The sequence below is a fragment of the Lysinibacillus sp. UBA5994 genome (assembly GCF_002429725.1).
Lineage (GTDB): Bacteria > Bacillota > Bacilli > Bacillales_A > Planococcaceae > Lysinibacillus > Lysinibacillus capsici.
Map to the genome: position 1 here is coordinate 122016 of NZ_DJAU01000028.1, position 18844 is coordinate 140859.

Here is an 18844-nt window from a genome sequence, read left to right on the forward strand (position 1 = left end):
GGAGGAATGGACATGGCTATTTTACATATTACCTTTAGCTTAGCAACGCAGGGTTCTATGAAACTTGCAATTCGTCAACATCGTTTGCAGCGAAATGAATCAGTTCTAAGTGTCCATGATGATCTCTCGATTGGACCTCTTCAAAACTTTGAAGAACGTAAAACTTGGTTAGCCACGCATATTTTAGATGATGATGACCAGCAATTGTATGATGAGATGTATGAAAACTGGAGGAAAAAAATCGCTAATTTACCTTGTGATGTGGATGTGTGGATTTGGTATAGTCACAACACACATGAACAGATAGGACTGCGCTATGTGATGAGTGAGTTAATTCATAAATGCAGTATGGTGTATGGTATTGATGCAACGGAGAATCTGAAGAGTATTCACCCCAATTTAGACATTCGCCATACAGGCGAGCTTTCCTCGGAAATGCTAATGAAGCTTCGCCCTAGTGCAAAACGATTCTCTGTGCAAGAATGTCAGCAACTCGCTAAGGAATGGGAAAACATCAAAGAACAGCCAAGTACATTACGGTTATGGAAAAGTGAACTATTGCATGTAGAGGAAGATGCAATGGATGCATACATTATCGCCAGTGCAAAAAATTTGCATTTACAGCAAAATGAAGAGTGGCTAATGCCTACGCATATTTTGGCACAGACATTTGAAACATTTGTCCATTATGTAGGAAATGATTTTGTAGAGTATCGCTTACTGACGCTCGTCGAACAGGGAGTATTTGCAATGAAAGGCGATACAAATGATATTTTTTCCTATCAGGTTAAATTACTTTAATACATTTAAGAGAATGAACAGTAAAAAATCAGGCGAGCAAAGCCTGATTTTTTATTGTGCCAAATGCTTGAAGCCGTTTGTATTAGTAGTGCTCAAAGTCAGTCGTTTCAACATAATGATTCAGCACAGTAACTTAACCTTTTTAATTTTGATAACACTTTTCATATTCATCTTTCATTAACAAACTTTGACAAGCCAAGCCATTTTCATGATAAATCTCTTTATCAATACTTAATACTATACTTCTATTTGAATTGGTATAATTAGGCTCTTTATTAACAATGGATAATTTTTCTTCGTCTAGCCATTCCATCGAGAATTGACTTTTTGCCTCTGCATAATAGACGATTTTGTTTGTGTGAGCATTATTATTTAAAATTTCTATCCATACATGAACACCACCACTTGGACCTGCACCACCATATGGTTCATAATAAGCGTGCGCTGTATATTCCCCTGTAGGAGATGACACAGATTCGGGCACCTTTTGCGTATCTTTTTTATCTAAAGTACTAAACGTAAAAAAATATTGGATATATATAAATATTCCCAAAAACAGTACTAAACCTGTCAATAGTGCTGTTAGTGTTTTTTTAGGGAAGTTTTTCTGTTTAAAAAAGAAAATCATTAATTTGATTACAAAAATGAACAATACGATCAAGGTAAATAAAAATACAAAGAAACCTAATGTATTAAGTAATAAATTCAAATTATTACCTCCCTAGTATGGTAAAACAGTGCCTTTTAGAAAATAAAGCGAGTAACAAGGACATCTAGATGATGTTGTTACTCGCTCTTTCTATTTATTGTCATAAAAATCAAAGACAAATTGTTTAAACTGACGTGCAGATGGCGATAAATAACGATTTTCTATCCAAGCCATGCCGATAATTCGTTCACATACCATATCCTCAACATGGATTTTAACGATTTTTTTGGGGTTTAAATCCTCATCATCGGGTAGTAAGGAAACGCCAAGCCCCGCACCAACAAATCCAGCGATTGTCGATACTTCATCACCTTCATAAGAAATTTTAGGCTTAATGCCCGCAGCATTTAATAAGCGATCAGCTGAGCGGCGTAATGCATAGCCTTTTTTCATTAAGACAAAACTTTCATGCTCCAATTCTTTCATTTTGATGCTTTTACGATGGGCTAATGGATGGTCAATTGGGACCATTATAAAGAGCTCATCTCGCCATAATTCCTTCCAACAAACTGGCGGCTCTGTATCGATCGCGGCTAGTAGGCACAAGTCTAACTCACCTGCCAGTAATTGTTTTAACTGTGAATGGGAGTAGTTTTGTGTGAAATGAAAACGGATATGGGGATGTTTTTGACGGAAGGCACGAATCAAGTCGGGTACAATACTCGTTCCAAGTGTATGTAAAAAACCGAGTGATACATCTCCAAGTTCTGGATTATTAAGCTCCTGTAATTCTAAAACAGCCTTTTCATATTCTTTACGCATGCGCTGGACACGATATAAAAATAGCTCTCCATATCGGTTTAGCATAATCGAGCGCCCTTGTCTGTCGAAAAGCGGTACACCTAATTCTTCCTCCAGCTTTGAAATTGAACGACTAAGTGCTGGCTGTGAAATCGCTAATGCTTCGGCAGCCCGTGTCATATGCTCTAACTTTGCAACGGTTACAAAATATTCTAATTGTTGCCACTCCATTTTTTTCACCTCTTTTCTTGTGATTTTTAAGTTATCTGCATTATAACGGGAAACAGACGGGAAGTATAGGTAACAAAAAATTTTTAAAAGGACGTTGCAATTATTTAGCAGAAAGGAAAAGTTAAGTAGCAGAAAGTGTGATAGTACAGCCGTTAAGTTGACATCATTCATGCACAATAAACATTGATTTGATAAAAACTATAAATTGTACATTATGAATAAAGGGTGATAAGATAGACACATAAAATACACAATTATTAATTTCCGTGAAGGGGATATCATAAAATGAAGTTAACAAAGCCACAACCTCTAACAATCGAGGGAGGCAAAAAAGCCGTACTATTACTGCATGGATTCACAGGTAGCACAAAAGATGTGAAAAAGCTAGGAGAATTTTTATCTCAACGAGGTTACACTGTGCATGCACCAATTTATAGTGGGCATGGCGTAGAACCAGAAGCATTATTAGAAACAAAACCAGAAGATTGGTGGAACGATGTAGTAGAAGGTTATAACTTCCTACAAAAGAAAGGCTATGAAGAAATCGCTGTTGTTGGGATTTCACTTGGAGGCGTCTTTTCGTTAAAGGTCGCAGAGACATTCCCAGTGAAAGCATGTGTAGCGATGTGTGCACCAATTACACGTGATAATTCAAAAGGCTTATTTACACGTTTGTACCACTATGCTCGTTTATATAAACACTTTGAAAATAAATCAAAAGATCAAATTATTTCAGAATTACATGAATTACGTATTTCACCGAAGGATTCATTGGACGGCGTAACACGTTTAACAACAGAAACGCGTGAAGAATTATCAACGATCAAAGCACCAACTCTTGTGTTACAAGGCTCACTAGATGATGACCTATATCAAGAAAGCGCACCTTTTATTTTAAATACTGTGGAAACAGATGACAAAGAAATCATTTGGTATGAAAACTCTGGCCACATTATTACATTGGACAAAGAACGCGATAAAGTGTATGAAGATGTTTATAAATTTTTAGATCATATTGAATGGTCAGTTGCAAACTAAGAAGGGGCTGTCAGTAGACAGCTCTTTTTTTGTTGAATCTCACTGGATAAACGAAAAAACTATTGTAATTATAATAAATGCTTGATAACATGATGAAATTGTAGTGAAAAATCATTCGATTAAAATAATTTGCTATAGTCTAAAACTTCTAAGGAGCACATCAATTATGCAACAAAAAATACCTTTTTCAACTTACGCAATCATTGGTACCATGTTATTTGGACTGTATTTTGGAGCAGGGAACCTAATTTTTCCTATTCAAATGGGTCAATTTGCTGGGACTAATTTTTGGTTTGGATTAATCGGATTTTTAGTGACTGCTATCGGCTTACCATTCCTCGGAATTTTGGCAATTGGCTTATCAGGTAGTAATGGTTTACGTGATCTAGCCAATCGTGTTCATCCTATATTTGGTATTATTTTTTCATTGGCACTGTACTTAACAATCGGACCATTCTTTGCCATCCCACGTACAGCAACTGTACCTTTTGTAGTAGGGTTTGAGCCATATATTCAAGCCCAGCATGCAACACTGCTACTTGCTGTATTTAGCTTTATATTTTTTGCCATTGTCTACTATTTTTCTTTAAATCCAGCGAAAATAATGGATTATATCGGTAAATATTTAACGCCTGCATTTTTAGTTGTTTTATTTATTTTAATTATTACAAGCATTACGAAGCCAATGGGCCATTTCCAGCAGCCAATTGGTGAATATATGGATGCCGCCTTTATGACAGGCTTTAAAGAAGGCTATAATACGATGGACGCCCTTGCCTCACTAGCCTTCGGGATTGTTGTCATTAATGCAATTAAAAGTGCAGGGATTACAGATCGTAAGGAAATTGCCAAGGCTACATGGACATCAGGTATTTTTGCGATGGCTTTAATGACGCTGATTTATGGTCTCATAACATATATGGGCGCTTCCAGTATTAATGCTGTCGGGACTTTTGATAATGGTGGTTTAATCTTTGCGGCAGTGGCCGATCATTATTTCGGCTCATTTGGAGCTATTTTATTGGCGGTCATCATCGTGCTCGCTTGCTTAAAAACAAGTATCGGCTTAATTACATCTTGTAGTGAGTTTTTCCATGAGGTATTTCCAAAAATTAGTTACAAATGGTTTGTGTTTCTGTTGTGTGCTGTATCCTTTACGATTGCGAATTTTGGTTTAAACAATATTATCAAATATGCTATTCCAGTTTTAATGTTCTTATATCCATTAGCAATCGTCCTAATCTTGCTCGCTCTAAGCTCATCCTTCTTTAAGAATAAGCAAACAGTGTATGCCATAGCGATGATTTTTACATTTTTCATTAGCCTGATTGATGGCTATAAAGCTCTGGTAGAAAGTGTGCCAGATGCGAAGTTAGGTGTATTGGATGCAGTAGAGAAATACTATTCTGCGATGCTACCTTTTTATGATATTGGCTTAGGATGGATACTGCCAGCGTTAATAGGGGCAGTAATTGGAAGCATGATTCCGTCTCGAAAAGTTATATAATGAAAGAAACACGCACAGAAAATGTCTCTGTGCGTGTTTCTTTATGGATTAGTAAGCTGTCCAGCCACCATCAACAGCAATAACTTGTCCATTCACAAAGCTAGCCTCATCTGAGCCTAGGAAGATCGCTAATTGAGCGATTTCTGCTGGCTGACCAGCCCGCGGATTGATGGAAAGTCCTAGTGCTTGTCGTGCAGCACCTGTTTGGCTCATATTTGTCATAGAAGAGGCGATATTGGTCATCACTGCTCCTGGTGCAATACCATTACAGCGAATATTTTTATCAGCATACATAAAGGCTGTATTTTTTGTTAAACCAACTACCGCATGTTTTGAAGCTGTATAAGCAGCCCCAGCCCGTGCACCATATAAGCCACCTGCAGAAATATTATTGACAAAGACACCGTGACCTTGTGCAAGGAAAATTTCGGTAGCCATACGCATAGAGCGCATAACAGCTGTTGTATTCACTGCAAATACTTTTTCCCATCGTTCATCAGAAATTTCTCCAACTGGCTCCATACCATCCATAATACCTGCATTGTTGACTAATATATCTAATTGACCATAGTTCGTTTTTGTTTCATCAAATAAGCGTTGTAAGTCTTCTGTTGATGCGACATTGGTTTGAATGGCAAATGCTGTTCCTCCAGCAGCTTGAATACCTTCCACAACCGCTTGGGCACCCTCTAAATTTAAGTCTGAAACGGCAACCTTAGCGCCTTCTTTTGCATATCCTTCTGCAATGGCTTTCCCCATACCTGAAGCTGCACCTGTCACAATGGCTACTTTACCTTCTAATCTCAACTCAAAGACCTCCTCATAGTAATTTCTTTACTTATTCAACATCTGTTCATTAAAATCATATAATAAAGATGAAAGCGATTTCAATATGCAAAAAAACGGGATGTGTTGAGTAATCAACACATTTGGACAATCTGTTTATTAAGGAGTTGAAAAAATTGCGTACTACGGATTTACGGATTATTAAAACGAAGCAAGCTCTCCACGATGCTTTATTGACATTGCTTAGCCAAAAACCATTGGAGCAAATCTCCATTGCTGAAATTTGTAGAGAAGCAAAGGTCAATAGAGGAACCTTCTATTTACACTACGAGCAAAAAGAGGGGCTCTTTGAAGAATATTTTCAGGAGATAATGGAGGATTTATATCAATCCTATGAAGAACCCTATCGTGCCGTCACGACATTGGACACAAATCAATTAGATCCCAATACTATCCGTATTTTTCATCATATTGAACGCTTTAAAATGTTTTACCGTATCGTCTTTTCTAAAAATGTCCCGCTGACCTACTATTACATGCTATTTGATGGGATTTATTCCCTGCTAAAACGCGATATTACCACACAGCACATACATCAAATGGAGGATCATATCTCGATCGACTATTATAGTGCCTATCAAGCAAACGCCATCATCGGACTCATCATCCAATGGTATCGCGGCGATTTCAGCGATAGCGTGACCATGTTAAATCAACAGCTAGCAGCTATTTTAAAGAATGTGAGGAGTGAGGGATAGAACGCTTGAATTGAAGGATAGAAGAGAAAAAGTGGCGGATAGAACGCTCAATTTGAAGGATAGAGAGAAGTGACGGATAGGACGCCCGAATTGAAGGATAGAAGAGAAAAAGTAGCGGATAGAACGCTCAATTTGAAGGATAGAGTAAGAAGCAGTGGATAGGACGCCCGATTTGAAGAATAGTATAGGAAAAGTAGCGGATAGCCAGCTCAAAGTGAAGGATAGAAGAGAAAGAGTAGCGGATAACCACTCAAAGAGAAGGTCTACATCAACTTGTAGACCTTCTCTTTTCTATTAAATCATCGGACTGGAGCTGGCTTAAATGTGACGATCAACGTAGCAATGGCTAGTGTCACGAAGATGATGATGGCCAATGAGCTACTGTTTTGCAGGAGATTATCAGAACTACCACCAAAGATGATTGTGTAGTAGCCATCTGCTCCATACGAGGCAGGTAGCATGGCAGCGACCTGTTTGTATCCTTCAGATAGCATGGTTTTTGGAACAAGTACACCTGATGTTACTAATTGGAGTGAGAGAGCACAAATATTAAATATCATCCCCATATTCCCAAAGGCAATCACAAATACTTGGGCCAAGCTAAGGAAAGCAAGATACATTACAGATTGGAAGAGATAAATCGACAACAGGCTTTCTTGACTATCGATATTAAAAAGGTGCATCAAACCAATTGTTATGAATGGCAATGTAAAGGCTACGCCCACATTGAGTAGCTGTCGTGCGAGAAACAATTGCCATTTTGATAGGCTGTCTTGAACGAGCTGTGCTGCTTGCTGGTGTTGCATAATCATAACCATCGCTCCCACAAACGAGGAGATGATGACCATAAGTGGGACAAAGTTTGCAGCAAATCCCTTTACATCATTGGTTTTTACAATCGTACCATCGACGGCATGGTCTTTGACATTCATTACAGTCGTTTTGACAGAAGTGGTAATTTGTTGGGCAGTGTGTTGCTCGAAGGGAAGCTGAGCAAATTGTTGAGCAAAGACTGCAACCGCTTGATTTTGTTGCATTGGATAGAGGGCTTGATTGATTTCTTCTGTTAATTGCTTTGCTACACCCTCCATCATATTTTTCGCTACACTTGCATTGGCTTGATTAATCGCATAAATAATTTCAGCCTCTTTCCCTGCTTGAATTTTATTTGTAAAATCGGATGGAATTTGCATAATCATATTAATTTGTCGTTCGTTTAATGCGCGCTCAGCTTCCTTCATCGAAGAATAGTCCTCCATTGCAAAGGGGATGGAGCCTTTGATGTTCTGTGCTACCTGTTGACCCATTACAGAATCTTCCACAACAATACCAATGCTTAACTGTTCCGCTCTTTCATTGACACCATCATAGGCAGTCATCCAAATTGTAAAGAATATTAATTGGAAGGCAATGGTTGCAACAATGCCGATATAGGTTTCACGAACTCGCAATAGTGCTTGTAAACCTGTCATTTTTTATTCCCCCTAAAATTAAGTAAGTACTTACTTGCATTGATTAGAAAAATTTTTTCTAGGAAACGAGTCCCCTAGAAAAAATAGCAACACTAGTTTGTAAAAGTTCTTCAGTTGGTAAGTCAGACACGATAGTTCCAAGGCGAGCACGTGACATAAAATGACCAAAATTCAAAGCTATAAGCGATAACGCTGCTGCTTCAAAATCAACTTCTCTTATTTTTCCTTGTTGATGCATCTCTTGAAAATAGAGAATGAGCTCCTTTTTTATGAGGAGCGGGAGATTGGCGATTTCCTCACTAATTTCAGGAAATTGAATAGATTCCTTAAAGCCGATCATGACAAAATCTTTAATCGACATTAAAAAATGAAAATGCTTCAGTGAGAAATTCAATAAATCCTTTTCTAATTCCCACGTTACATTTTGATTGATCTCCTGCTGTAGAAGAGGATAATAAGAAAATTGCTCAATAATGGCTTTTAATAAACCACGTTTGTTGCCAAAGTGACGAAAAAGAGTGACCTCATTGACACCTGCTAATTCTGCAATGGTTTTGGTAGTTGCAGCTGTATAGCCTTTTTCACTAATCAATTGTAGAGCAGCTTCGATAATTCGTTGCGCAGTTCCTTTCGTTGTCAAGAACATACTTCCTTCCATGCAAGTAATTACTTACATCCTAGCATAGTGTACGAGGATCTGCAACACTGTGAATGAGCGTTGACAATTATATCGACTGCTGATATATTTTGAATATATCGACTGGCGATATATTGATAGACGATATAAAGGAGGATTTGTATGACACAGGAGCATCCGCCATTAACAGAGGGCGTTTATTATATTTTATTAGCATTATATGAGGCGAGGCATGGCTATGGCATTATGCAATTGGTGGAAGAAATGAGCAATGGAAGAGTGCGCTTAGGGGCCGGAACCATATATGGTGCGATTAAAACATTGTTGGAACGAGGATGGATAGAGGCACTTGATGGAGATGGCAGAAAGAAAGAATATATTATTACTGAAACTGGAAAAACAGTGGTGGAATATGAAATTTTACGATTAAGGGAACTTTTTGACAATGGTATCCGTATAACGAGAGGAGTTGAATAATATGCATAAATATCGATTGATGATTAATCCCTATGCAATAGAGAAGTGGGTCAATGACATGGCTAGTCAGGGCTGGCACTTAAAAAAATTTACATGGATTCGTTTTACGTTTGAGCGTGGAGAACCAAATAGCTATATTTATCGCCATGATGAATTAGAGCGATTCGGTACGCACTATGAAGAGGGATTTCTCGAATTTCTCAAATCCTCTGACATTGAACAAGTAGACCGCTCTGGAAATTTTGTATTTTTTAGAAAAGCAGCACAGGAAGGTCCATTTGAGCTGTATACAGATAAAAAAACGAAAATTGGTAACCTGTCAAAAAAGATGAGGATCCTGCTTTCTCTTATTCTACTTAATTTGTTCATTGGACTGATCGGTTTAATTGGCGATTTTTCGGAGCAAACAACAGACTGGGTTGGTTTTGCGTTAAATACGCTGAATCTTGTGGTTGTTGTATTATTTGCCCTCCCATTCTATAAGCTTATGCGTATACGTAATCGATTAAAGAGAGAATTAAATGTATTTTCGGATTAACGAAGCGTCTATTATTTTCCGGGAAATCAGAAAATAATGAAAAAGGAAGCATGATTTTATAGTAGGAGTGATGCAAAATGAAAAAAAGAATGTATCGTTTTTTTATTGATTACGAAAAGGAAGAGCGATGGGTCAATGACATGGCAGATCGGGGGTGGAATCTTAAAAAGACGGTAGTAGGCTACTTTGTTTTTGAAAAAGGGACACCAGGTCAATATATTTATCGAAATGAATTTATCAATAGAAAGTCGAAGGATTATTTTGAGTTTCTAGAAGAAATGCATATCGAGTGTGTGTCTAAGTTTGGTGGGTGGGCCTATTATCGAAAACCAAAATCGGAGGGCCCTTTTGAGATATTTTCAGATGCTTCCTCGAAAATAAACTATATTAAATCCATGAATCGCATTTTTATATTCGTGCTACTGTTAAATTTAATCATTGGTATTTATAATCTATCGCTAGGTTTACGGGAATTTGTTGTAGGATCTATGAATACAAGTGTGGGGTGCATGAATTTGATTGTCGCCTTACTGCTATTCATTCCTATAGTAAAAAATGAAAATCGTAAAAAGGGCTTGAAACAAGACTTACATATATTTGAAGGATAAGGAGGAAGACAACATGACATTACAGTTACAGCATGTCACAAAGAAGTACAAGGATTTTACAGCTGTAGATGATTTAAATTTTACCATTGAAAAAGGGGAAATTTTCGGTCTAATTGGTCAAAATGGTGCAGGAAAAACAACGACATTCCGAATGATTTTAGATTTACAGGAGACGACAGCGGGGACGATTACTTGGGATGGGCAGCCAGTTAATGCCATTAACCGAGATGTCCTTGGTTATTTACCAGAGGAGCGTGGTATTTTCCCAACAATGAAGGTAGAGGAGCAGCTTTACTTTTTTGGTGAGCTACGTGGCATGAAACGAGCAGAGCTGAAAAAGGAAATAGATTTTTGGATTCAACGTTTTGAACTGGAGGAAAAACGCAAGGATAAGGCAGAAACACTGTCAAAGGGGAATCAGCAAAAGGTACAGCTAATTGCAAGCTTTATCCATAAACCTGCGTTTTTAATTTTAGATGAGCCGTTCAGTGGGCTAGATCCCGTCAATAAAGATTTACTAAAGGATGCTATTTTACTATTGAAAGAGCAAGGCACGACGATTTTGTTCTCCAGTCACCAAATGGACAATGTCGAGGAGCTTTGTGATCATTTGTGTTTATTAAAACGAGGTGTTTCTTTATTTTCTGGAAGCTTACTAGATTTAAAGAAACAATATGGTAAAACAAAGCTTGCTGTCCGTACGGATTGGTCAACAACACAATTATTGGCACTTGATGGTGTCAAGGATGTGCGTGTAGAGAAGGAGCAAACAGTGCTTACATTAGTGGACGAAAGCTTTGCTCAAGGTATCTTTGAGCAGCTATCCAATGGGAAGTATATTGAAAAATTCAGCTTAGATTATTTATCGTTAGATGAAATCTTTAAAGATAAGGTAGGTGGCCATGTTGTCGAAGTTTAGTTTATTAATGAAGCAATTATATAAAGCTAAAATTAAATCAAAATCCTTTATCTTAATGACTTGTTTATATGTAATTGTCATGTCAGTGGCTGTCTTCTGGTCAGAAATTAAGGAATTATTCACAGGTGATGATGAAGCACAGCAAATCGCGATTATTAATAAAACCTCTGCTGATCTAAGTGGTATTTTTGTCTCGAATGGAGATATGAATTTTATTCAAGATGAGCAAGATGTATCGACCCTTGAAAAAAGAGTAAAGGATGGCAAGCTGGATGCGATTGTGACGATTAACGACCAAAATGGTCAATTACATGCGGAAATTGCTACGTTTACACCACTGAAATTAAACGATCAATCTACATTATCATCCTTATTACAATATGCAGGACAACACTATGCCGTACAACAATTATCGCTTTCACCTGAGCAAGCGGCACAAATCATGGCAGCTCAAACAACAATTTCCACGAAAAACTTAAATGAGGCATCAACAGGTGGAAAAAGTGAAGAAGAAAAGCAATCAGGGCTAGTAGTTTCCTATGCGGTAGGAATTTTAATCTATTTCTTCATTTCTACATTTCTATCGATGATTACGACTGAAATAGCCTCTGAAAAAGGCTCACGCGCAATGGAAATGCTGTTAGTTAGTGTCAAACCTGGGACACATTTTAAAGCAAAAATCGCTGGAGTTTTATTGCTCGCTTTAACACAGATGGGTATTATTGCGATCGTGTTCCTTATCTATGCGAAGTTTATCAAAGGTGGAATGGTTTGGGATGCAGCTGCTAGCATTGTCAAGGAATTGTCCGTTGGCTATGTCATCTATGCTATCGTATTCCTACTGTTAACAGTTATCCTTTATCTTATTATCGGTGCATTATTTGGCTCTTTAGTATCGAAAGTAGAAGAGGCGGGTCAAGTATTAATGCCTGCGATGATTATTACCATTATTGGCTTCTATGTTATGCTGACAGGCATGGGGAATCCAGATACAATTATCATTAAAATATTCTCTTATATCCCACTAACTTCTGGAATGATCATGCCAATGCGTATTGGCGCTACAGATATCGGTGGCATTGTACCATTACTTTCTTTAGGAATTTTAGTCGTAACGATTGTTGTCGTATACCTATTCAGTTTATCGTTCTATAAACGTAGTGTATTGACATATAGCTCTGGCGGCGTCATTCAAAAAATTAAAACGGTATTAAAGGTAACAACATAACATAATGGCAGCTACATGGATAATGTAGCTGCTTTTTTGGTGTCATGGTGCCATTGTTAGCAAACAATGTAAAGGAATTTACGGAATCAGTCGAATTTTGGCTAGAAAGAAGCTATAATTTATAAAAGGGGATGGGATTATGTTAGCTAAATCAGAGGTGGAGGCAATTCTTGACCGATCATCAAATCAGCGTTTAGCAACAATCGAAGAAAAAGCGCAGCTCTTTCAAAAGCTTCAACAGCTGTGCGCTACTAGTAAAGAAATAGCAGAAATTCTTCACTATTGCACTGAAGTGGAAATTTTTGTTGATAATGCTCACCCTAATCAATATAGTTTGCAATATAAGGTACACCAGAATGGCTATTGTATAGCAGATTCGTATTTTTTCATCCTATAGAAAATGAAACTTTTTTACATGGTAATCGTAAGTAATTAGTAGAGATAAATTGCAGGGGGTAAACATATGTCTGAATTCAACAATGATCTTTTAAAATCCAAGGACCCATTCGCTTCAGAAAATCCTTTATTACAGCCAAATCCACTTTTACAGCAAACGGCTGAGCAAAAGCCAGTACTTGTATCTGAGCAGGAACTATCACAAATCGCTCAAAACCAGCTAATGTTAAAGCAGGATCCAGAGGTTCATACACTTGCACAAAAAATTGATGTCAAAGATCAAATTGCCATGCTAGAGCTCGGTAAAGAAACGGCAAGTGGCATTTCAACCTTTTCTGATAAAATGCTCGCAACGATGAAAGCTAGTAAGCTGGAAGAATCGAGTGTGCTTTTAAATAACCTGAATAAAATTATGGATAAATTTGATCCACAGGATTTTGCGGAAGAGAAAAAGGGCGGTTTCATCTCCAAGCTCTTTAACAAAGGAAAAGAGCAATTGGAAAGATTCTTATCTAAGTATGACAGCATGAATAAAGAAGTGGATGTCATTTACCGTGAAATCCAAAAATATGAAGGGGAAATGAAGCGTAATACCATTGACCTTGAAAATTTGTATGATCAGAACTTAAACTACTTCCAATCATTAAGTAAATTTGTTGCAGCTATTGAAGTGAAAACAGAAGAGGTTCGTGCGTCTTTACCAGCACTTGAACAAAAGGCTCAAAGTGGTGATCAATTGGCAGCTATGGAATATGAAACAATGCTACGCGCTGTGGAATTATTAGAGCAACGTCGCTATGATTTAGAAATGGCACAACAAGTATCATTCCAATCAGCACCACAAATTCGCTTAATGCAGCAAGGGAACAATCATCTAATTGCCAAGATTAATTCTGCCTTTGTCACAACGATTCCGATCTTTAAGCAGGGGCTTATTCACGCAGTGACATTAAAGCGTCAAAAGTTGATTTCTGATTCTATGGTGGAACTAGATCGCCGTACGAATGAAATGCTTGTGCGTAATGCAGAAAATATTAGTAAGAACAGTGTGAATATTGCTCGTCAAGCTGGTAGCCCAAGCATTAAAATCGAAACCATTGAAACAACATGGCAAACAATTATGGCTGGTATTCAAGAAACAAAGCAAATTCAAGCAGAAACAGCAAGAAACCGTGAAGAAGGTCGTAAACGTATTGAGCGTTTGCAATTGGAGTATGAGAAACTGAAAAAAATGTAAGGCTAAAGCTTCTTGCAGCTATTGTTGCAAGAGGCTTTTTTTATGGAAAGGGTAGGCAGATAGAGGCTCCTTCCACACAAGGGAAATGATCTTTGACAAAAAGCAAAATAGTGATTATGATAATGTTAAATGAGAATGATTATCAAATAGAAAAGGAAGCGGAAAGATGCTACACAAAGGTATTCGATTACATGTAATTATTCGTGGAGGAGTGAAAAAATAAATGGCAAATAAAATAAATCCCTCTACATTGTCGTATGAGCCGTTTAAAGATGGAACGCTTGCTCTATACACGACAGATAGCTTAATGATTGTACCGCAAAGTCGCTATCTAGAGCTTTTGCATATGGAAGAGTTATATAATGCTATGTATAAGGATTTAGATAACAAGCAAAATGGTTTAGAACGAGAACGAAAAATGCTAAAAAAACAAAATGCACAGCTAACAGAGGATCTACAAAAGTTAAAGCAGCAAAACACGGTCTTGCAGAAAAAGGTCACTGAATATAATTGTGTGGTGGAGGAGATGAAGGTGCTCCGTCAACAAAATACAGACCTTCTCATTGAACTAAGTAAATATACAGCGATGTCAAGAGAGTCATTGACGGGGCCCTTGAAGTCGATGATTCGAGATATGCGTGAGCAAGGGGTTGGAATTAAAGAAATCCATATTCGCATCAAGCGCCAAATCAATCCAGAGATTAGCTATAGTACTGTACGCAAGTATATTTCTGAGCTAGAGTCGGAACAAAAAGGTTAACAGCTTTTAAAAGGAACTAGAAATTTGGCATTTACAGCAGCTACTCAAAGTCCTATAATGAGTCTATTCTTTAACTAGTTTAAGATTATAGGAAATCGTTAACCGATTTCAGTAAGAGTAGGAGCGTTAATATCATGTCAAATGAGAAAAAAGGAGTTTTGGCAGCCTTTTTTGCCTATGCCTTTTGGGGAGCATTCCCTCTATATTGGAAATTACTTGAGCATGTACCAAGTATGGAGATTTTATTATCCCGTGTCATTTGGTCCTTTGTCTTTACGGTGCTGGCAGTACTCGTATTTCGAATGCGTCAGGATCTCGTAGCAGATTTAAAATATTTATGGTCACATCAAAAGCATTTCTGGCAGCTTGCGGGTGCATCCTTTGTCATTTCAATGAACTGGTATTTATATATTTGGGCAGTGACGCATAATCATCTCATTGAAACGAGCTTAGGTTATTATATTAATCCGCTATTGTCTGTAATTTTCGGGGTGATTTTCTTTAAAGAATCGCTGAGTCGTGCACAATGGGTAGCAACAGGAATTGCTTTTATTGCGGTGATTATTTTGACGATCAATTACGGCTCAGTACCTTGGGTAGCTTTATTGATTGCGCTATCTTTTGCTATTTATGGTGTGCTGAAAAAGAAAATTACACTGGATGCTACAAGAGGCCTAGCCATTGAAACGTTATTGATTTTACCCTTTGCATTAGGCTATTATGTCTATCTTTTTGCTACACATCAAGCCTCGTTTTTACATGTCGATGTTAAAACAGATATTTTGATGATCTTTAGTGGTTTAGTAACAGCCGTCCCGCTTATTTTATTTGCGAAGGGGGCACAAAATATTCCTTTATATTTACTAGGGTTTATCCAATATGTATCGCCAACGATTGTCTTGATTTTAGGCATCGTGCTGTACAAAGAGCCATTTAGTCAGGTTGAGCTCCTTGCATTCAGCATTATTTGGGCTGCTTTACTTTTATTTTCTGGTTCGAAAATTATAGAAACAAGAAAAGCCCATCATAAATCAGTTTCGTAAAAGACTTGTAGATTTTTCTACAGGTCTTTTTTTGTAACTTTTACCACTTCGCTTTGTAATGCACAAAACTTTTTTATTCCTTATCGGATTGGGCTGCTAGATTGTCTGCTATTTTGTTTAATCGTATCCGAAAGATCGATAAAATTCCTCCACTAACATGGTGAAAAATATAGGTAGCTTATTGAGATGAAGTGACTGTTTGAGCACTATTAAAATCGCTAGAGCGAATGGCAGAACGATTACGATGGCTGCGGGATTTTTCAGCTCATGCTTTTGCCTTCTAAAAAATAACCAACAAATAATGGTAGCCATTAAGAGTGCACTGAGTAGGATGAGGCTAACAATGAATAACTCATTCTCGGCAGCTTTATATTGCGCTAAATGCAAGACTGCATAATGAAAGCCCATTGCATTTCTTTCACCAATCACAGTGGCAGAGGCTGTAGGGATTATAAAAATAAATAAGAAAATGAAGGTAAACAGGCAATGGGGAGTCTTTTGTTGTATTTGGGTACTCCCTCCAAATAGAGTCTTTTTGATAGATTCGACAATATAGGAGAAAACCTTTTGAAGGTAGGTACCTTTACTTTCCTGTTAGCATATAGTAAAATGTCAATAATTAGATAACAATGATCAATTAATGAGAGGTGCTTTTTGTGAGTGCGGTAGGTTCTAACTAGGTAAAAATTGAATGAAATAGTGGCGATGACGACAGCAGGGGATACATGTTATAAACACCCCTTATTTTGTCATGGATCTATTTCAACAACCTATGTAGATACCTACAATACTTTATTAAGCGTGGCAGATAGGATAGATACTTCAATTAGCTGAAGTGTTATTTGTGATGCCAGGAAAACGCGCCTTTTAAAGATAGTGCTGTGGGGATTCCTCACAGCTTTTTTATTTTGTTTAAACCATCATTGCTATCTATTATTGGGTAGGTATCTTCATGTATGATAAAACATTACAATGAGGAGCAAAAAGAAATGAATAATACTACACTTGAAAAATTACAATATCATGAATTAAAGGACATCGTTAAATCCTATTGTGTCAGCGGGTTAGGCAAACAGCTTTTAGATAAATTAATGCCAAGCTCAAACTTAGCAGTGGTAAAAAATCGGTTGAATGAAACAACAGAAGCTCGTGCAATATTGGATGCAGAGGGGCATGTTCCGTTTTTAGGGGTATCGAATATTGAGCATATTATGACAAAGCTTGAAAAGGGAATGCTTCTAGATCCCAGTGAGCTAGTGAGTATCTCTGATTTTTTAAGAGGCTGCCGCAACATCAAAAAATTTATGTTAGATAAGGCATTTTTTGCGCCTGTTCTTTCCTCTTACGCTCATTCTATGGCTGAATTTAAAAGCGTGGAGGAAGAAATTAATTTTGCGATCAAAGCCAATCGTGTAGATTCGGCTGCTAGTCGTGAATTAAAACGCATCCGACATCATATGGAAACGACAGAGGAAAAAATTAAAGAACGTTTAACGAAATTTTTAAATAACAGTGCCAATAAACCGTATATTCAGGAATTTTTTATTAGTCAAAAGGATGATCGCTATACGATTCCGATTAAGGCGACCTATAAAAATCATGTACAGGGTACGGTCGTTGAAATTTCCTCAAAAGGGGCAACCGTTTTTATGGAGCCAAGTGTTGTCGCTAAATTAAATGTAGAATTAGCTACCTTAAAGGCAGAGGAAGCCGTGGAGGAATACCAGATTTTAGCGTCTTTATCAGGGCTATTGATGGAACATCTTCATGCCATCACCATTAACATGGAGTTGATTAGTCAATACGATATGGTTTTTGCCAAAGCGAAGTTCAGTAGACAAATTGGTGGTAGGGAGCCACGTATAAATGATTACGGTTATATTCAACTAATCAATGGTAAGCATCCATTACTACCAGGAAATGCGGTACCTCTTCAATTTTCCATCGCGAAAGACTACCGTAGCTTAATTATTACAGGTCCAAACGCTGGTGGGAAAACAGTTGTGTTGAAAACCATTGGCCTTTTAACATTAGCTACGATGTCGGGCTTCCATATTGTAGCGGACGAAGGAACGGAAATGGCTGTATTTGATCATATCTTTGTTGATATTGGCGATAATCAAAGTATAGAGAATGCACTTAGTACGTTTTCTTCTCATATGAAAAATCTTTCCGATATTATGAGAGCTGCTAATAATCATACACTCTTACTGTTTGATGAAATTGGCAGTGGAACAGAGCCAAATGAAGGAGCTGCACTAGCCATTGCGATATTAGAAGAATTTTATCAAATGGGCTGTATAACTGTGGCAACTACACATTATGGTGAAATTAAACGATTTTCTGAAATGCATCCTGATTTTATGAATGCGGCAATGCGCTTCCATGCTGATACATTAGAGCCTTTGTACCAATTACTCATCGGCACCTCTGGAGAAAGCAATGCCTTATGGATTTCTAAAAAAATGAATGTCCGCGAAGGTGTTTTACAAAGAGCAAAGGATTATATAAATAATAAACAATATCAACTGACGATCGTTCAGGACAGTAAAATTCGAAAGCCTAAAGAAGAGAAAAAAAGCTTGGCAGCGGCTTATACATTTGCAAAGGGGGATCGTGTGAAATTATTGGACTATGATGATGTGGGATTGGTATATGAAGAAATGAATCCGTACAATAATGTCAGCGTATTCTATCAGGGGCAAATACTAGAGGTGAATGTAAAGCGGCTTGCCCTTGAATTACCTGCAACAGAGTTATACCCTGAAGGCTATGATTTAGAGACATTATTTGTAGACTATCAGGATCGGAAGCTTCAGCACGATATCGAACGTGGGTCGAAAAAAGCGTTACGCAAGATCCATAAACAAATAAAGAGTGATCGTCAGCAATAAAAACAAGGGATTGCACAGCCTCGTGCAATCCCTTTATTGTATATTTTGAAAACCCCTTGCTATG

20 protein-coding genes are annotated in these 18844 nt (G+C 37.6%); 14 read left to right on the forward strand and 6 right to left on the reverse strand.

All coding sequences use genetic code 11. The features are described 5' to 3' along the window. Positions 1-12 precede the first annotated feature (12 nt). Positions 13-801 carry a DUF1835 domain-containing protein gene (locus tag B3D98_RS09960; RefSeq protein ID WP_115673923.1) on the forward strand — a complete coding sequence of 263 codons (789 nt, stop codon included), beginning with the start codon at positions 13-15 and terminating at the stop codon, positions 799-801. A 142-nt stretch (positions 802-943) separates the two neighbouring features. Here the strand turns inward: B3D98_RS09960 and B3D98_RS09965 are convergent, their stop codons facing one another. Together B3D98_RS09965 and B3D98_RS09970 are read right to left on the reverse strand one after the other, a co-directional pair. Beyond that, positions 944-1510 (reverse strand): DUF5412 family protein, encoded by a 567-nt coding sequence (locus B3D98_RS09965; RefSeq protein WP_054550836.1) that lies wholly within the window; start codon positions 1508-1510, stop codon positions 944-946. A 90-nt stretch (positions 1511-1600) separates the two neighbouring features. Next, positions 1601-2482 (reverse strand): LysR family transcriptional regulator, encoded by an 882-nt coding sequence (locus B3D98_RS09970; RefSeq protein ID WP_048390154.1) that lies wholly within the window; start codon positions 2480-2482, stop codon positions 1601-1603. Positions 2483-2767: 285 nt separating this feature from the next. Between B3D98_RS09970 and B3D98_RS09975 the strand changes: the two genes are divergently transcribed. Continuing rightward, positions 2768-3520 carry an alpha/beta hydrolase gene (locus B3D98_RS09975; RefSeq protein WP_048390156.1) on the forward strand — a complete coding sequence of 251 codons (753 nt, stop codon included), beginning with the start codon at positions 2768-2770 and terminating at the stop codon, positions 3518-3520. 166 nt (positions 3521-3686) lie between these two features. Continuing rightward, a complete protein-coding gene (brnQ, locus tag B3D98_RS09980; RefSeq protein WP_288582750.1) occupies positions 3687-5027 on the forward strand; it encodes a branched-chain amino acid transport system II carrier protein in 1341 nt (446 codons plus the stop codon). 48 nt (positions 5028-5075) lie between these two features. Here brnQ and B3D98_RS09985 read toward each other — a convergent pair whose 3' ends face one another. Next, positions 5076-5834: an SDR family oxidoreductase gene (locus B3D98_RS09985; protein ID WP_281216657.1), complete on the reverse strand. Its 759-nt coding sequence runs from the start codon at positions 5832-5834 to the stop codon at positions 5076-5078. A 155-nt stretch (positions 5835-5989) separates the two neighbouring features. On the opposite strand from B3D98_RS09985, the gene B3D98_RS09990 reads away from it, so the two are divergent. Then, entirely contained in the window at positions 5990-6571 is a 582-nt protein-coding gene (locus tag B3D98_RS09990; protein WP_288582752.1) for a TetR/AcrR family transcriptional regulator, read from the forward strand. Positions 6572-6870: 299 nt separating this feature from the next. Here B3D98_RS09990 and B3D98_RS09995 read toward each other — a convergent pair whose 3' ends face one another. Continuing rightward, entirely contained in the window at positions 6871-8043 is a 1173-nt protein-coding gene (locus B3D98_RS09995; protein ID WP_288582753.1) for a YhgE/Pip domain-containing protein, read from the reverse strand. A gap of 58 nt (positions 8044-8101) precedes the next feature. Continuing rightward, positions 8102-8689, reverse strand: coding sequence for a TetR/AcrR family transcriptional regulator (locus tag B3D98_RS10000; protein WP_244205671.1), 588 nt, complete (start codon positions 8687-8689; stop codon positions 8102-8104). Positions 8690-8842: 153 nt separating this feature from the next. Here B3D98_RS10000 and B3D98_RS10005 point away from each other — a divergent pair, with 153 nt between their 5' ends. The 9 genes from B3D98_RS10005 (at position 8843) to rarD (ending at position 15886) form a co-directional block, all read left to right on the forward strand. Further along, entirely contained in the window at positions 8843-9157 is a 315-nt protein-coding gene (locus B3D98_RS10005; RefSeq protein WP_009374222.1) for a PadR family transcriptional regulator, read from the forward strand. A gap of 1 nt (position 9158) precedes the next feature. Then, positions 9159-9695, forward strand: coding sequence for a DUF2812 domain-containing protein (locus B3D98_RS10010; protein ID WP_288582755.1), 537 nt, complete (start codon positions 9159-9161; stop codon positions 9693-9695). Between the two features lie 77 nt (positions 9696-9772). Next, positions 9773-10303: a DUF2812 domain-containing protein gene (locus B3D98_RS10015; RefSeq protein ID WP_054550840.1), complete on the forward strand. Its 531-nt coding sequence runs from the start codon at positions 9773-9775 to the stop codon at positions 10301-10303. A gap of 13 nt (positions 10304-10316) precedes the next feature. After that, on the forward strand, positions 10317-11222 hold the full coding sequence (locus tag B3D98_RS10020) for an ABC transporter ATP-binding protein (protein ID WP_054550841.1): 906 nt from the start codon (positions 10317-10319) through the stop codon (positions 11220-11222). Continuing rightward, positions 11206-12450: an ABC transporter permease gene (locus B3D98_RS10025; protein WP_081011063.1), complete on the forward strand. Its 1245-nt coding sequence runs from the start codon at positions 11206-11208 to the stop codon at positions 12448-12450. Before B3D98_RS10020 ends, B3D98_RS10025 begins: the two co-directional genes overlap by 17 nt. A 139-nt stretch (positions 12451-12589) precedes the next feature. Further along, the gene (locus B3D98_RS10030) at positions 12590-12847 is read left to right on the forward strand and encodes a hypothetical protein (protein WP_066037732.1); all 258 of its coding nucleotides are present in this window, start codon (positions 12590-12592) and stop codon (positions 12845-12847) included. 66 nt (positions 12848-12913) lie between these two features. Beyond that, positions 12914-14083 carry a toxic anion resistance protein gene (locus B3D98_RS10035; protein WP_048390185.1) on the forward strand — a complete coding sequence of 390 codons (1170 nt, stop codon included), beginning with the start codon at positions 12914-12916 and terminating at the stop codon, positions 14081-14083. A 223-nt stretch (positions 14084-14306) separates the two neighbouring features. Then, positions 14307-14843 carry a hypothetical protein gene (locus B3D98_RS10040; protein WP_048390186.1) on the forward strand — a complete coding sequence of 179 codons (537 nt, stop codon included), beginning with the start codon at positions 14307-14309 and terminating at the stop codon, positions 14841-14843. Between the two features lie 134 nt (positions 14844-14977). Further along, positions 14978-15886, forward strand: coding sequence for an EamA family transporter RarD (gene rarD, locus B3D98_RS10045; RefSeq protein WP_048390187.1), 909 nt, complete (start codon positions 14978-14980; stop codon positions 15884-15886). 117 nt (positions 15887-16003) lie between these two features. Here the strand turns inward: rarD and B3D98_RS10050 are convergent, their stop codons facing one another. Next, positions 16004-16294 (reverse strand): hypothetical protein, encoded by a 291-nt coding sequence (locus B3D98_RS10050; RefSeq protein ID WP_279494582.1) that lies wholly within the window; start codon positions 16292-16294, stop codon positions 16004-16006. Between the two features lie 581 nt (positions 16295-16875). Between B3D98_RS10050 and B3D98_RS10055 the strand changes: the two genes are divergently transcribed. Next, a complete protein-coding gene (locus tag B3D98_RS10055) occupies positions 16876-18780 on the forward strand; it encodes an endonuclease MutS2 (protein ID WP_288582765.1) in 1905 nt (634 codons plus the stop codon). The last annotated feature ends 64 nt before the right edge of the window (positions 18781-18844 follow it).

Coding starts and splice junctions, on each gene's coding strand:
- B3D98_RS10040 (WP_048390186.1), top strand. CDS start 14,307: ATGGCAAATAAAATAAATCCCTCTACATTGTCGTATGAGCCGTTTAAA.
- B3D98_RS10025 (WP_081011063.1), top strand. CDS start 11,206: ATGTTGTCGAAGTTTAGTTTATTAATGAAGCAATTATATAAAGCTAAA.
- B3D98_RS10050 (WP_279494582.1), bottom strand. CDS start 16,294: ATGGGCTTTCATTATGCAGTCTTGCATTTAGCGCAATATAAAGCTGCC.
- B3D98_RS09970 (WP_048390154.1), bottom strand. CDS start 2,482: ATGGAGTGGCAACAATTAGAATATTTTGTAACCGTTGCAAAGTTAGAG.
- brnQ (WP_288582750.1), top strand. CDS start 3,687: ATGCAACAAAAAATACCTTTTTCAACTTACGCAATCATTGGTACCATG.
- B3D98_RS10015 (WP_054550840.1), top strand. CDS start 9,773: ATGAAAAAAAGAATGTATCGTTTTTTTATTGATTACGAAAAGGAAGAG.
- B3D98_RS10010 (WP_288582755.1), top strand. CDS start 9,159: ATGCATAAATATCGATTGATGATTAATCCCTATGCAATAGAGAAGTGG.
- B3D98_RS10005 (WP_009374222.1), top strand. CDS start 8,843: ATGACACAGGAGCATCCGCCATTAACAGAGGGCGTTTATTATATTTTA.
- B3D98_RS10035 (WP_048390185.1), top strand. CDS start 12,914: ATGTCTGAATTCAACAATGATCTTTTAAAATCCAAGGACCCATTCGCT.
- B3D98_RS09995 (WP_288582753.1), bottom strand. CDS start 8,043: ATGACAGGTTTACAAGCACTATTGCGAGTTCGTGAAACCTATATCGGC.
- B3D98_RS10055 (WP_288582765.1), top strand. CDS start 16,876: ATGAATAATACTACACTTGAAAAATTACAATATCATGAATTAAAGGAC.
- B3D98_RS09975 (WP_048390156.1), top strand. CDS start 2,768: ATGAAGTTAACAAAGCCACAACCTCTAACAATCGAGGGAGGCAAAAAA.
- rarD (WP_048390187.1), top strand. CDS start 14,978: ATGTCAAATGAGAAAAAAGGAGTTTTGGCAGCCTTTTTTGCCTATGCC.
- B3D98_RS10020 (WP_054550841.1), top strand. CDS start 10,317: ATGACATTACAGTTACAGCATGTCACAAAGAAGTACAAGGATTTTACA.
- B3D98_RS09960 (WP_115673923.1), top strand. CDS start 13: ATGGCTATTTTACATATTACCTTTAGCTTAGCAACGCAGGGTTCTATG.
- B3D98_RS10000 (WP_244205671.1), bottom strand. CDS start 8,689: ATGTTCTTGACAACGAAAGGAACTGCGCAACGAATTATCGAAGCTGCT.
- B3D98_RS10030 (WP_066037732.1), top strand. CDS start 12,590: ATGTTAGCTAAATCAGAGGTGGAGGCAATTCTTGACCGATCATCAAAT.